The organism is Rhizobium terricola, from assembly GCF_012927355.1.
GTDB classification, from domain to species: Bacteria; Pseudomonadota; Alphaproteobacteria; order Rhizobiales; family Rhizobiaceae; genus Allorhizobium; species Allorhizobium terricola.
Genome location: NZ_JABBGK010000006.1, coordinates 137,848 through 151,471 on the forward strand (window position 1 = coordinate 137,848; position 13,624 = coordinate 151,471).

Consider the following 13,624-nt stretch of genomic DNA (forward strand, 5'->3'; position numbering starts at 1 on the left):
CCGGCGATCAGACGATGCCGCCGGAGCCGCCCTTGACGGCCGGGCGCTCGGAGGCGACCCGGGCGCGGTAGCCGCTGGCGCGATAGGTGGCGACCGGATCGATCGCGCCGCCGGCGCGGCGGCGGGCTTCGGCGAGGATCGCCTCGACATCGGTGCGATAGGCGCGTTTCAGGGTCTCCGTCGCCATCAGTGCGTCATTACCGTCCTGGAAGCCTTCAAGCGCTGCACGGTCGACCAGCAGGGCCTGGGCATAGGCGCGGCGGATCTCGTTGGCGCTGGAGATCAGGCTTTCGATCGGGTCGGTGACATTGTGGCTTTGGTCGATCATATGGGCCGGGTGGAAACCCTTCACGCCACGATGTTCGGCATCGACCAGCTCGTTGAAGACGAGGAACAGGCGGTAGGGCTCGACTGAGCCGGCGTCGAGGTCGTCGTCGCCGTATTTCGAGTCGTTGAAATGGAAACCGCCAAGCTTGCCGAACTGGATCAGGCGGGCAACGATCATCTCGATATTGGTGTTCGGCGCGTGATGGCCGAGGTCGACGAGGCAGAAGGCCTTTTCACCGAGCGTCTGGGCGATCAGCAGGTTCGAACCCCAGTCCTGCACGACGGTCGAATAGAAGGCCGGTTCGTACATCTTGTGTTCGGAAAACAGCCGCCAGTCGTCGGGTAGGGCCTTGTAGATGTCGGCCATGGAGGCGAGGTAGCGCTCGAACTGACGGGTGAAGTTCGTCTGGCCGGGGAAGTTCGAACCGTCGCCGATCCAGACAGTGAGCGCCTTCGAGCCGATCGCGTTGCCAAGCTCGATGCATTCGATGTTGTGCTCGACGGCCTGGGCGCGGGTGGCCGCATCGACGTGGCTGAGCGAGCCATATTTGTAGGAATGGGCCTGGTCGGGCGCGTCCGAGAAGGTGTTGGAGTTCATCGCGTCGAAGCCGAGGCCGAGCGCGTCGCCCTTTGCCTTGAGCTCCTTCGGATCGGCCTTGTCCCACGGAATGTGCAGCGACACGGTCGGCGTGGCGCGGGTCAGTTCGTTGATGACCGAGCAGTCTTCCAGCTTGTCGAAGATATGGCGCGGCTCGCCGAGGCCGGGGAAGCGGGCAAAGCGGGTGCCACCGGTGCCAACGCCCCAGGAGGGAACGGCAACGAAGAATTCGGCGACCTCGCTGGTGACGGCGTCGATGTCGATGCCGGTGCGGGCGAGCTTCTCGCCGAGCGCCGCATAATCGGACTTGAGCGCGGCTGCGCGCTTTTCATTTTCGGCCGCGATGACGTCGGCGGCGACTTTCTGATCGGTCATTGTCTTCCTCCCCGCGCAGGTGCTTGCATCAGGACCTCGATCGGGGCGAGGGCAAGGCTGCGACTTTTTGAAAACCCGAAGGGCCTGCCGCCGGTCTTGGGAGACACCGGCAGCAGGCATTATCTCAAGCGGATGTCAGCGCGTGAAGCTCTGGGCGTTGCCGGCATCGACATTGATGATGTTGCCGGTCGACTTGGCCGAGAGATCGGAGGCGAGGAAGTAGATCGCTTCCGCAATGTCTTCCGGGAAGACATTGAGCTTCAGCATCGAACGCTTGCGGTAGTGCTCCTCCAGATCGGTGACCTCGATCTTCGAGGATGCCGCCCGCTGCTCGCGCCATTCGCCGTTCCAGATCTTGGAGCCGCGTAGAACGGCATCGGGGTTGACCGTGTTGACCCGGATGCCGGCATCCGCACCTTCCAGCGCCAGGCAGCGGGCGAGATGGATCTCGGCGGCCTTGGCGGTGCAATAGGCGGATGCGTTCGGCGAGGAGGCGAGGCCGTTCTTCGAGGCGACGAAGACGATGTTGCCGCCGATCGCCTGACGGCGGAACAGGCGGAAAGCCTCGCGGGAGACGAGGAAATAGCCCGTCGCCAGGATGTCGATGTTCTTGTTCCACATGGCAAGCGTGGTGTCTTCGACCGGAGCGGAAGATGCGATGCCGGCATTGGAAACGAGAATGTCGACGCCGCCGAACTCGACGCAGGCTTCCGCGAAGGTCGAGGCGACGGCCTCTTCCTTCGTCACGTCGAGAGTGACGGAGCGAACGCTGTCAGCGCCATGACGCTTGGAGAAGTCGGCCATCGTGTCGGCGAGCGCATTGGCGTCGATGTCGGCGAGCACCACGCAGGCGCCTTCGGACATCAGGCGTTCGGCCGTTGCCCGGCCGATACCGCCGGCGCCACCGGTGACGAAGGCCACGCGGCCGGCGAGCGATTTCGGCTTCGGCATGCGCTGGAGCTTGGCTTCCTCGAGCAGCCAGTATTCGATGTCGAAGGCTTCCTGTTCGGGCAGGCCCTGATATTCGGAAACCGTCGAGGCACCCTTCATGACGTTGATGGCGTTGACGTAGAATTCGCCGGCGATGCGGGCGGTCGCCTTGTCCTTGGCGAAGGACAGCATGCCGACGCCGGGCACGAGGAAAATGACCGGGTTCGGGTCACGCATCTTCGGCGAATTGGCGTGCTTGCAGGTCTCGTAATAGCGCGTGTAGTCGGCGCGGTAGTCTTCGAGCGCCTTGTCGAGGCCGGCGATCACGGCATCGGCATCGGGCTTCGCCGGATCGAAATCGACGATCAGCGGACGGATCTTGGTGCGCAGGAAGTGGTCGGGGCAGGACGTGCCGAGGGCGCCGAGCGCCTGCAGGTCCTTTGAATTGACGAATTCAAGTACGGCGGTCTGGTCGTCGAAGTGGCCGAGCTTGCGCTCAGTCTTGCCGATCCGGCCACGGATTTCCGGCATCAGCTTCGCGGCGATCGCGCGGCGTTCGGCTTCCGGCAGGCTCTTGGCGACGGCACCGCCGAAGATCGTCTTGCCTTCGGTTTCCTTCGCGAACCACTCGATCGCCTTGTTGATGATCTCGAGCGTCAGCAGGTAGCATTCCTTGGCGTCGTTCGCCCAGGTGAACAAGCCGTGGCTTTCCAGCACGACGCCCTTGGCGGTCGGGTTTGCCTTGACGAAAGCTTCGAGATCGAGGCCGAGCTGGAAGCCGGGACGGCGCCAGGGCAGCCAGCCGATGTCGGCGCCGAAGATCCGTTGCGTCAGTTCCTTGGAGTTCTTCGATGCGGCGATCGCGATGATCGCGTCCGGATGCATGTGGTCGACATGGGTGAACGGCACGAAACCGTGCAGCGGCGTGTCGATCGAGGCGGCACGCGGGTTCAGGTTGAAGGTGCAGTGGGGCAGGAAGCCGACCATGCGGTCCTCGTCCTCGACGCCCTTGTAAAGGGTCTTCAGCGCCTCGAGCTTGTCCATGTAGAGGGTGGAGAAACCGTCGAGCTTGATGGTGCCGACGTCGCCGCCGGAACCCTTGACCCACATGACGCGGACCTTTTCGCCGGTGAGCGGATCGGTTTCGAGCACTTTCGCGGAGGTGTTGCCGCCACCGTAATTGGTGATGCGCTTGTCGGCGCCCAAGAGATTGGAGCGGTAGAGCAGCTTGCCCGGCTCATCGAGCTTTGCGGCGTAAGCGTCGTCCCAACGGTTTTCGAGAAGGCGGGTTTGGCCCGTCATTGCTTCCTCCCTGTGCGTGTCGATTCACGGGTTGCCGGCTGGCGACCCATCTCCTTCTGGTGCACGGTATCGCGCATCCGTCCGACGCTTGTCAATCAATTTCGATCACAAACATTCATTGTGCGACGCAACATTATCTTTTTTGATCGTTTGTGATTGACAGCGTAAACGCAATCCGAATAAATCACGCTCAGGAGGAGCCCATGCACGAACGCGAACGTCATCGCATCATATTAAGCGCGATCCAGGAAAAGCCGGTCATCACCGTGCAGGACATCGCCGAGCTGACCGAGGCTTCCGAAGCCACGATCCGCCGCGACATCGCCGCGCTTCACGTGCAGGGAAAGCTCCGCCGGGTCCGTGGCGGTGCCGAAGCGGTGCATCCGCCGCAGCTCGGAAATCTGGCCGCACGACCGTTCCGCGTTTCGGAATCGGTCAATATCGACAAGAAACGCGCAATTGCGCGCGCCGCGGTCGATCTCTGCGAAGAAGGCGATTCGATCATCATCAACGGGGGCACGACTACCTTCCAGATGGTGCATTTCATGTCGGCGCGCCGCCTGCAGGTCATGACCAATTCGTTCGCCATCGCCGAGCATCTGGTCAAGCATTCGAAGTGCACCGTATCGGTGCCGGGCGGGGCGATCTACCGCGACCAGAGCCTGATCCTGTCGCCCTTCGACAACGACGCGATCCGCAATTTCTATGCGCGGCGCATCTTCATCGGCGCGCAGGGCATCAATGCGCTCGGCGTGATGGAGTCCGACGCGCTGGTGATCCAGAGCGAACAGAAGCTGGTGCGCCAGGCCGAGGAACTGATCATCATGGTCGATTCCAGCAAGTTCTCGAAGCGCTCGAGCCTGATCCTGTGTTCGCTCGACAACGTCTCGACGATCATCACCGACGACAAGATTCCGGACGAGGCGGCCGCCATGGTCACCGACGCCGGCGTAAAGCTCATAACGGTCAAGCCGATGGCTTCGGCCGAGAAGGAGGATTCCACGTCGGTCGCGTGATGTGATCGGGCCGCGTGGGGGAGTTCAAAGCAGTCTATCAACCTGGGAGGAAGACGAAATGAAACTGTCCAAGACACTGCTCGCCGGCGTGGCCTTTGCCGCCATGGCAATGGCGTCCGCGGCCAATGCGGCCGACATGAAGATCGCACTCGTCGTCAAGTCGCTCGGCAACGGCTTCTTTGAAGCCGCCAACAAGGGCGCCGAGGAAGCCGCCAAGGAACTCGGCGGCGTCGAGATCATCTATACCGGCCCGACGACGACCACGGCCGAAGGCCAGATCGAAGTCATCAATTCGCTGATCGCCCAGGGCGTCGATGCCATCGCGATCTCGGCGAACGACCCGGATGCCGTCGTTCCGGCGCTCAAGAAGGCCGCCCAGCGTGGCATCAAGGTCATCTCGTGGGATTCGGGCGTTGCCGCCGAAGGCCGCATCATGCACCTCAACCCGTCTTCCAACGAGCTGATCGGCAAGATGTGCCTGCAGCTCGCCGCCAACCACCTCGAAGGCGGCAAGGGCGACTTCGCCATCCTGTCGGCGACCACGACCTCGACCAACCAGAACATCTGGATCGAGGAAATGAAGAAGCAGCTCAAGGATTTCCCGGGACTCAACCTCGCCACGACCGTCTATGGTGACGACCTGGCCGACAAGAGCTACCGCGAAGCCAACGGCCTCCTGTCGTCCTCGCCGAACGTCAAGGTCATCGTCGCTCCGACGACCGTCGGCGTTCTCGCCGCCTCGCAGGCCGTCAAGGATGCCGGCAAGATCGGCCAGGTTTATGTAACCGGCCTCGGTCTGCCGTCGGAAATGGCCGGCGCCATCAAGTCGGGCGCCACCAAGGAATTCGCCATCTGGAACCCGATCGACCTCGGTTACTCGGCCACCCAGATCGCCTATCACCTGGTAAAGGGCGACACCGACGGTGCGCCGGGCGCGGAAATCGAAGCCGGCCGCATGGGCAAGATCAAGGTCGGCGACAACGGCGAAGCCGCCATGGCCGATCCGTTCGTCTACAATTCGTCGAACATCGACGAGTTCTCGAAGATCTTCTGATCCTGCATTCCCGAGTTCGGGGGCTGTTGCCCCTCACCCTAGCCCTCTCCCCGCACGCGGGGAGAGGGAACGTGCCCCGATGATAGGATGACGCCGTGTGGCTTGCGTCCTTCGCCCCGCTTGCGGGGAGAAGGTGCCGGCAGGCGGATGAGGGGCTTACAGGACCTGAAAAGACCATGACCGTTCAAGCCAAACCTCTCGACACCGCGCCGCTCGCCGCCGTCACGCCGATCCTCGAAATGCGTGGCATTTCGCAGATATTTCCCGGCGTGAAAGCGCTCGACGGGGTGAACATCGCGCTTTATCCCGGCCAGGTGACCGCGCTGATCGGCGAGAACGGCGCCGGCAAGTCGACGCTCGTCAAGATCCTGACCGGCATCTATCGTCCCAATGAGGGCGAGATCCTGATCGACGGCAAGCCGATCGCCTTTGCCAATGCGCAAGGCGCGATCGACGCGGGCGTGACCGCGATCCACCAGGAAACCGTGCTGTTCGACGAACTGACCGTCGGCGAAAACATCTTTCTCGGCCACGCGCCGCGTACCCGTTTCGGGCTGATCGACTGGAAGACCATCAACCAGCGTTCCCGCCAGCTGCTGGCGGAACTCGAAAGCAATATCGATCCGACCATCCGCCTGAAGGACCTGTCGATCGCGCAGCGCCATCTGGTCGCCATTGCCCGCGCGCTGTCGGTCGAGGCGCGCATCGTCATCATGGACGAGCCGACCGCCGCGCTGTCGCGCAAGGAAATCGATGACCTGTTCCGCATCGTCGAAGGACTGAAGAAGCAGGGCAAGGCGATCCTGTTCATCAGCCACAAGTTCGACGAGCTTTATGAAATCGCCGAGAACTACGCCGTCTTCCGTGACGGCAAGATGGTCGGTTCAGGCGCGCTGAAAACGACGCCGCAGGACGAAATCGTCCGGCTGATGGTCGGCCGTGACGTGCACGACGTCTTCCCCAAGGTTGCCGTGAACATCGGCAAGACGGTTCTGTCTGTCGACGGCTATTGCCACGACACCGAGTTCCGCGACATCTCCTTCGACCTCAAGCAGGGCGAAATCCTGGGCGTCTACGGCCTGATCGGCGCCGGGCGCTCCGAGCTCTGCCAGTCGCTGTTCGGGATCACGACGCCCGCTTCCGGCCGCCTTTCGCTCGAGGGCCGCGAGATTGAGATCCGCACGCCCGCCGACGCGATCGCCGCCGGCATCGTCTATGTTCCGGAAGAACGCGGACGGCACGGCCTGGCGCTCGAAATGCCGATCTACCAGAACATGTCGCTGCCGTCGCTCGCGCGCACCTCGGCGCGCGGGTTCCTGAAGGCGATCAACGAATTCACGCTCGCCCGCAAGTATGCCGAACGGCTCGACCTGCGCGCGGCGGCCCTTTCCGTGCCGGTCGGCACGCTTTCGGGCGGCAACCAGCAGAAGGTCGTCATCGGCAAGTGGCTCGCCACCAGGCCGAAGGTCATCATTCTCGACGAGCCGACCAAGGGCATCGACATCGGCTCAAAGGCCGCCGTGCACGGCTTCATCTCGGAGCTCGCGGGCGAGGGGCTCTCGATCATCATGATCTCGTCGGAACTGCCGGAAATCCTCGGCATGTCCGACCGGGTCATGGTCATGCGCGAGGGTCTGATGGCCGGCATCTATCCGCGCGAGGTGCTCTCCGCCGAGACGCTGGTCCGCGCGGCGACCGGCAATGGTTAAGGACTGAACACATGCAACGGCTTCTCAAGAACCGCGAAATCCTGCTGGCGCTGATCATCGTCGTGATGATCGCCGGTTTCTCGACGCGCGCGTCGAACTTCGCCACGCCCGGCAATCTGGCGACGATCTTCAACGACACGTCGATCCTGATCATCCTGGCGCTCGGGCAGATGACGGTCATCCTCACCAAGTCGATCGATCTTTCGGTCGCCGCCAATCTCGCCTTCACCGGCATGGCGGTCGCGATGCTCGATGCCGCCTATCCGGGGTTGCCGCTCGCACTGCTGATCGTTCTCGCGATCGGCATCGGTGCGGCCCTCGGCGCCATTAACGGCTTCCTCGTCTGGCTCCTGCAGATCCCGCCGATCGTCGTGACGCTCGGCACGCTCACCATCTATCGCGGCATGGCCTTCGTGCTGTCGGGAGGCAGCTGGGTCAACGCGCACCAGATGACGCCCGACTTCCTCGACCTGCCGCGCATCGCCGTCCTCGGCCTGCCGATCCTGTCATGGGTGGCGATCGCGATCGTCTTCCTCATCTGGTTCCTGCTGAGCCGCACGCCGTTCGGCCGATCGACCTATGCGGCGGGCGGCAATCCGACCGCCGCGGTCTATGCGGGCATCGATGTCGGCCGGGCCCGGTTCCTCGCCTTCGTGCTGTCGGGCGCGCTGGCGGGGCTCGCGGGTTATCTTTGGGTGTCGCGCTACGCGGTCGCCTATGTCGACATCGCCGCCGGCTTCGAGCTCGACAGCGTCGCGGCCAACGTCATCGGCGGCGTGTCGATCGCCGGCGGCATCGGCACCGTGATCGGCACGGTTCTCGGCGCCCTGTTCCTCGGCGTGATCAAGAACGCGCTGCCGGTCATCGGCATCTCGCCGTTCGCCCAGATGGCGATCTCCGGCGTGGTCATCGTGCTCGCCGTCATCTTCAACGCCCGTGCCGAGGCCAAGAAGGGCCGTATCATCCTGCGCGACCGCGCAGCCAAGGACAGCCAGGAGGTGGCCGCATGAGCACCGCGACGTCTCAAACCGTGTCAACCCGTCGCCAGATCCCCGATCGTCTGGGCACGCCGCTGAAGCGGCTGCTCGGAAGCTGGGAAGTGCTTCTGTTCGGCGTGGCGGTGGCGATCTTCATCGCCAATTCACTGGCCTCGCCCTATTTCCTCGATGCGTGGAATCTTTCGGACGCCACGTTCAACTTCACCGAAAAGGCGATGATCGCCTTTGCCATGGCGCTGCTGATCATCGCCGGCGAGATCGACCTCTCGGTCGCCGCGATCATCGCGCTTGCCTCCACCGCCATGGGTTACGCGGCGCAGATGGGCGTCGGCGCGCCGGGGCTGGTGGCGATCGGCATCGGTACCGGCCTTGCCTGCGGCGCCTTCAACGGGCTGATGATCGCCGGCCTGAAGCTTCCGTCGATCGTGGTCACGATCGGCACGATGAGCCTGTTCCGCGGCATTTCCTACATCGTGCTCGGCGACCAGGCCTACGGGAAATATCCGGCCGATTTCGCCTATTTCGGCCAGGGTTATGTCTTCTGGGTGTTTTCCTTCGAGTTCGTGCTGTTCCTCGTGATGGCAGGCCTGTTTGCCATCCTCCTGCACAAGACCAATTTCGGCCGTCATGTCTATGTGATCGGCAACAATCCGCTCGCCGCGCGCTTTTCCGGCATCCCGGTCGAGCGGGTGAAGTTCATCCTCTTCCTGCTGACCGGCCTGATGAGCGGCATTGCAGCCGTCTGCCTCACCTCGCGTCTCGGTTCGACCCGGCCTTCGATCGCGCAAGGCTGGGAGCTCGAGGTCGTGACCATGGTGGTCCTCGGTGGCGTATCGATCCTCGGCGGCGCCGGAACGATCGCCGGTGTGGTGATCGCGGCCTTCGTCATGGGCCTCGTGACCTTCGGCCTCGGCCTTCTGAACGTGCCCGGCATCGTCATGTCGATCTTCATCGGCCTGCTTCTGATCGTCACCATCGCGCTGCCGATCATCGGCCGTCGCATCAAGCAGGCGAGGACCGCAAGATGAGCGAAGTGGAACGGCATGCCTTCAAGATGAAGCTCTTCCCGGGCATGGAGGCCGAATACAGGAAGCGCCATGACGAGATCTGGCCGGAGCTGGTCGACCTGCTGCACGACGCGGGCGTGAGCGATTACACTATCCATCTCGACCGCGAGACCAACACGCTCTTCGGCGTTCTCAGCCGGCCGAAGAACCATGGCATGGCAAGCCTGCCGGATCACCCGGTGATGAAGCGCTGGTGGGCGCACATGGCCGACATCATGGAAAGCAATCCGGACAACTCGCCCGTTGCCGTTGATCTCGTTACGGTGTTCCACCTCAAATGAGCACACCGCACCATGCCCGCGTCGCCGTGATCGACATCGGCAAGACCAATGCCAAGGTGGTCGTGCTCGACGGGGCGACCGGCGCGGAGATCGCGGTCCGCAAGACTCCGAACAAGGTAGTCGCGACCGGGCACTATCCGCACTACGACGTCGAGGCGCTGTGGACCTTCATTCTGGCATCGCTTGCGGAATTTGCCGCCACACCGGGTTTCGAGGCCATCTCGATCACCACGCATGGCGCGAGTGCCGCCCTTCTCCACGCGAAAGGCGAACTGGCACTGCCGGTGCTGGACTACGAGTTCGAATACCCGCAGGCCGTCCGCGACGACTATGACCGGCTTCGGCCGGATTTCGCCGAGACCTGTTCGCCGCGGCTTTCGGGCGGGCTTAATCTCGGGGCGCAGCTTCATTTCCAGAAGGCGAGTTTTCCGGAAGATTTCGGCCACGTCGCCACCATCCTGACCTATCCGCAATACTGGGCCTTCCGACTGACCGGGGTTGCAGCCAACGAGGCGACGTCGCTCGGTTGCCATACCGATCTCTGGCGGCCCGGTGCGGGACAGTATTCCGCTCTCGTCGACCGGCTCGACATTCGTTCGCTGATGGCCCCGGTGCGTCCGGCCTTCGATGCGCTGGGTCCGCTCCTGCCGGAAATCTGCGACCGGATCGGCCTTGCCGCGCCAGTGCCGGTTCATTGCGGCATCCACGATTCAAACGCCTCGCTGCTACCGCATCTCCTTCGCCGCGAGGCGCCGTTTGCCGTCGTCTCGACGGGGACTTGGGTGGTGTGTTTTGCTGTCGGCGGCGATCTCGACGGGCTCGACCCCACGCGGGACACGCTGGCCAATGTGGATGCCTATGGTCGCGCTGTTCCGTCTGCCCGCTTCATGGGCGGACGGGAATACGAGATGCTGACGGAGGCTCTCTCTCCGGCGAGCGCAATGGAGCTTGAAGAGGCGCTTGCCGCTGTCCTCGGCCGAGGGGTCATGGTGCTTCCGAATATCGCATCAGGCTCCGGGCCTTTCCCGGGACGGAAGACCGAGTGGCTGGGGGTGGCCGAAACGGCAGCCGAGCGGCAGGTTGCCGCTTCCCTATATGCAGCGCTGATGACCGCGACCTGCCTCGTCCTGATTGGCAATCGTGGCCCGATCATCGTCGAGGGGCCGTTCGCCGGCAATGCGATCTATCTCCGCGCTCTCGCGACCGCTGCCGGGTGCGACGTGATCGTTCTTCCGGGCGGCGCACCGACAGGTACCGCGCAGGGTGCAGGGCTGCTGACCGGGATCGCACTTGCGCCCGGCGAGGAACGCCTCATTGTTCCGGAGCCTGAGCTTGCCGCCTATTGCGCGAAATGGAGACGCGCAGTCGCCGAACGTGGCTGACGCGATTGTGTTGACGGGTCTTCGAATAACGGAAAAAAGCCCGGAACGTCATGTTCCGGGCTTTTGCATTCTCTGGCCAGCGCCTTAGTGGCGGCTGTTCATCCAGGTGTCGATCTCGCGGTCGGCTTCTTCCTGGGTCTTGCCATAGGCTTCCTGGATCTTGCCGGAGAGCTGCTTGCGGTTGCCGGCGATTACGTCCATGTCGTCGCCGGTGAGCTTGCCCCACTGGGCCTGGGCCTTGCCCTTGAACTGCTCCCAATTGCCTTCGATCTGATTCCAGTTCATGTCGAACTCCTTCCTGGTTTCGTTGCGATAGAGGCCGTTGTCCTCGGATTGATAAACGCCGGTTCGTCTCGGAAGTTCCTCTCGACGGGGCGGTGAAGGCGCCGCGCGCTGCAAAAAAAAGCGGGGAACCGATCGGTCTTCCGGGCGTTCTCAAGTCGAACCAATCAGCAAGGAGACATCCGATGGCGACCGTATCCATGGCAGAAAAGGCGCGTGCGAAGGCCGACAGCCTGGTCGATGAGGTGGAGGCTTCGTCGAGCGCTTCGGCGAGCGACGTCCAGGCGGAGCTGGAGAACCTGCGTCGTGACGTAGCCGCTCTCACGCAGGCCCTTGCATCGTTCGGCAACGGCAAGCTCAAGGAAGCAGGCAACCGGGCGACCCAGCTCGGTGCCGATGTCGCCGATGTATCGGCCCAGTATGTCGAAAGCGCCCGCTCCAGCCTGGCGACGGCCGAGCAGGATCTCGAGGCCCATATCCGCAGTCGCCCGCTCCAGTCGATTGCGGTCGCGGCCGGCATCGGCTTCCTGGCAGCCGTTCTCAGCCGGCGGTGACGGATGCGCGGGTTGGTCGAGCAGATGATCGGGCTGGGGCTCGTCAACATGAGTTCCACCGCGGTCGAGGTGAAACGCAAGGCGGTCGGCGGACTGATCGCCGGCGTATTCTTCCTGACTGCCTATGTGGCGCTGGTGATGGCGTTGGCCTTCTACGTTGCCACGGAGGCCGGGGCGGTCGCGGCAGCGCTCGTTGTCGCCGCCGCGGCCATGGCTGGCGCGCTGGTGGTGCTTGCTGTCGTCGCCGTGCTCAATCGGCGGACAGAGCAGTTGGTGCTCGCCCGCCAGGCGGCGCTTGCTGCGGCCCGGCCGGATCCGCTCACGGCGCGCCTGGTCCAGGAACTGCCGTCGATGATCCGCTCCAGCCCGATCGCCGCCGCTGTCATGGTGAGCAGCTTTGCCTACGTGCTGGCGCGCAGCCAGGGATTTGGAAGAAGGCCCAAGGCGTGATCTGAAGAGCAATGATCTCAAGACTGGGCGGAGGATGGTTGGAGGGGAAAGGCAGACGAATGGTCGACAGCCGTCAGTCCTTCTGTCCGCGTTCTGCCTTGTCGAGGCGTTCCAGCAGGTCGAGGAATTGTGGTGGAGTGCCTTCCTCGATGATGCTGTCATAATAGCCCCGGAGCTTCATCGCGATCAGCGCGTTCGCATTCTGCGTCTCCGGTTGTGCCGTTTCCGGCAAGTCGCCCTCGTCGTTCTGCTTGCCGCGCATGGCATGAAACCCCTGGTCTTCCCCTAGGCGGAATTGAAATTATTCTATTAAGTGGGTCAACGTAAAAAAGTTCCATCCCCGGGGGAACTTTCTTCCGCGAGGCACGTTTTCCGCCGAGTCCGCACCCATATTGTATCCAATTGGAGAAATCGCATGTCTCTTACTGCCCGCGTTGCCGTCCATCTGCCATACCTGCGGCGCTATGCCCGAGCCGTCACCGGGTCCCAGACGTCCGGGGATGCCTATGTCGCGGCCGTGCTCGAAGCCTTGATCGCGGACATCTCCATCTTCCCGAAGGGCGCCAATGATCGCGTCTCGCTCTACAAGCTCTTCGTCAAGCTTTTCGACAGCACCAATGTGGAGATCCCCGCGGTTTCATCGCCGTTCGCCTGGGAGAAGCGCGCGGCCGCCAACCTTGCGTCCGTTCCGACGCGTGCACGCCATGCCTTCCTGCTGATCACCGTCGAGGGCTTTTCCAATTCCGAAGCCGCCGAAGTGCTGGGCGTCGACGAGGCGGCGTTCAACAAGCTGTTCAACGAGGCTTCCGTGGAGATCTCGCGCCAGGTGGCGACCGACATCATGATCATCGAGGATGAGCCTCTGATCGCCCTCGACATCGAACAGATGGTGGAAGATCTCGGACACAGGGTTACCGGCATTGCCCGCACCCATGGCGAGGCCGTCGAACTCTACAACCGCACGAATCCCAAGATGGTGCTGGCCGACATCCAGCTCGCGGACGGGAGCTCGGGCATCGACGCCGTCAACGACATTCTCAAGGTCGATTCCGTGCCGGTCATCTTCATCACCGCGTTTCCCGAGCGGCTCCTGACCGGCGAACGGCCCGAACCGGCCTTCCTCGTCACGAAGCCCTTCAATCCCGACATGGTCAAGGCCCTGATCAGCCAGGCGCTCTTCTTCAACGAGCGGGTGGTCGAGCAGGCCTGACGAGGAAAGAGCGTACCGGGGAAGGGTCCCGCTCCGCACGTTCGGAGCGAGGCCCAAGGGGGTCATTTACGGATTGCCGATCAGCGGCG

General features: G+C 63.2%; 14 protein-coding genes. 10 read left to right on the forward strand and 4 right to left on the reverse strand.

Annotated elements, in window-relative coordinates; genetic code table 11:
* Nucleotides 1–7: 7 nt before the first annotated feature.
* Nucleotides 8–1,300 carry an L-rhamnose catabolism isomerase gene (gene rhaI, locus HHL25_RS20370; protein ID WP_169595067.1) on the reverse strand — a complete coding sequence of 431 codons (1,293 nt, stop codon included), beginning with the start codon at nucleotides 1,298–1,300 and terminating at the stop codon, nucleotides 8–10.
* A gap of 135 nt (nucleotides 1,301–1,435) precedes the next feature.
* The gene (locus tag HHL25_RS20375) at nucleotides 1,436–3,532 is read right to left on the reverse strand and encodes a bifunctional rhamnulose-1-phosphate aldolase/short-chain dehydrogenase (RefSeq protein WP_169595068.1); all 2,097 of its coding nucleotides are present in this window, start codon (nucleotides 3,530–3,532) and stop codon (nucleotides 1,436–1,438) included.
* Nucleotides 3,533–3,735: 203 nt separating this feature from the next.
* On the opposite strand from HHL25_RS20375, the gene HHL25_RS20380 reads away from it, so the two are divergent.
* From HHL25_RS20380 to HHL25_RS20410, 7 genes are all read left to right on the forward strand, one after another.
* The gene (locus HHL25_RS20380) at nucleotides 3,736–4,548 is read left to right on the forward strand and encodes a DeoR/GlpR family DNA-binding transcription regulator (protein WP_169595069.1); all 813 of its coding nucleotides are present in this window, start codon (nucleotides 3,736–3,738) and stop codon (nucleotides 4,546–4,548) included.
* Between the two features lie 58 nt (nucleotides 4,549–4,606).
* Nucleotides 4,607–5,602 (forward strand): rhamnose ABC transporter substrate-binding protein, encoded by a 996-nt coding sequence (rhaS, locus tag HHL25_RS20385; RefSeq protein WP_129333013.1) that lies wholly within the window; start codon nucleotides 4,607–4,609, stop codon nucleotides 5,600–5,602.
* 176 nt (nucleotides 5,603–5,778) lie between these two features.
* A complete protein-coding gene (locus HHL25_RS20390) occupies nucleotides 5,779–7,311 on the forward strand; it encodes a sugar ABC transporter ATP-binding protein (RefSeq protein ID WP_169595070.1) in 1,533 nt (510 codons plus the stop codon).
* A gap of 11 nt (nucleotides 7,312–7,322) precedes the next feature.
* Nucleotides 7,323–8,321: an ABC transporter permease gene (locus tag HHL25_RS20395; protein ID WP_169595071.1), complete on the forward strand. Its 999-nt coding sequence runs from the start codon at nucleotides 7,323–7,325 to the stop codon at nucleotides 8,319–8,321.
* Nucleotides 8,318–9,337, forward strand: a complete 1,020-nt coding sequence (locus tag HHL25_RS20400) for an ABC transporter permease (RefSeq protein WP_169595072.1) — start codon at nucleotides 8,318–8,320, stop codon at nucleotides 9,335–9,337. Before HHL25_RS20395 ends, HHL25_RS20400 begins: the two co-directional genes overlap by 4 nt.
* On the forward strand, nucleotides 9,334–9,657 hold the full coding sequence (gene rhaM, locus HHL25_RS20405; RefSeq protein WP_169595073.1) for an L-rhamnose mutarotase: 324 nt from the start codon (nucleotides 9,334–9,336) through the stop codon (nucleotides 9,655–9,657). The genes HHL25_RS20400 and rhaM overlap by 4 nt, the downstream gene beginning before the upstream one ends.
* On the forward strand, nucleotides 9,654–11,039 hold the full coding sequence (locus HHL25_RS20410) for an FGGY-family carbohydrate kinase (protein WP_169595074.1): 1,386 nt from the start codon (nucleotides 9,654–9,656) through the stop codon (nucleotides 11,037–11,039). The genes rhaM and HHL25_RS20410 overlap by 4 nt, the downstream gene beginning before the upstream one ends.
* Nucleotides 11,040–11,123: 84 nt before the next feature.
* On the opposite strand, the gene HHL25_RS20415 is transcribed toward HHL25_RS20410, so the two are convergent.
* Nucleotides 11,124–11,324: a CsbD family protein gene (locus HHL25_RS20415; RefSeq protein WP_169595075.1), complete on the reverse strand. Its 201-nt coding sequence runs from the start codon at nucleotides 11,322–11,324 to the stop codon at nucleotides 11,124–11,126.
* 182 nt (nucleotides 11,325–11,506) lie between these two features.
* Here HHL25_RS20415 and HHL25_RS20420 point away from each other — a divergent pair, with 182 nt between their 5' ends.
* Both HHL25_RS20420 and HHL25_RS20425 read left to right on the forward strand, forming a co-directional pair.
* Nucleotides 11,507–11,875 (forward strand): DUF883 family protein, encoded by a 369-nt coding sequence (locus HHL25_RS20420; protein WP_169595076.1) that lies wholly within the window; start codon nucleotides 11,507–11,509, stop codon nucleotides 11,873–11,875.
* 3 nt (nucleotides 11,876–11,878) lie between these two features.
* Nucleotides 11,879–12,325 carry a hypothetical protein gene (locus HHL25_RS20425; protein ID WP_169595077.1) on the forward strand — a complete coding sequence of 149 codons (447 nt, stop codon included), beginning with the start codon at nucleotides 11,879–11,881 and terminating at the stop codon, nucleotides 12,323–12,325.
* Between the two features lie 73 nt (nucleotides 12,326–12,398).
* On the opposite strand, the gene HHL25_RS20430 is transcribed toward HHL25_RS20425, so the two are convergent.
* The gene (locus HHL25_RS20430; RefSeq protein ID WP_169595078.1) at nucleotides 12,399–12,587 is read right to left on the reverse strand and encodes a NepR family anti-sigma factor; all 189 of its coding nucleotides are present in this window, start codon (nucleotides 12,585–12,587) and stop codon (nucleotides 12,399–12,401) included.
* Nucleotides 12,588–12,740: 153 nt separating this feature from the next.
* Between HHL25_RS20430 and HHL25_RS20435 the strand changes: the two genes are divergently transcribed.
* Complete coding sequence (locus tag HHL25_RS20435) at nucleotides 12,741–13,535, forward strand: response regulator (RefSeq protein WP_169595079.1); 795 nt, start codon at nucleotides 12,741–12,743, stop codon at nucleotides 13,533–13,535.
* The last annotated feature ends 89 nt before the right edge of the window (nucleotides 13,536–13,624 follow it).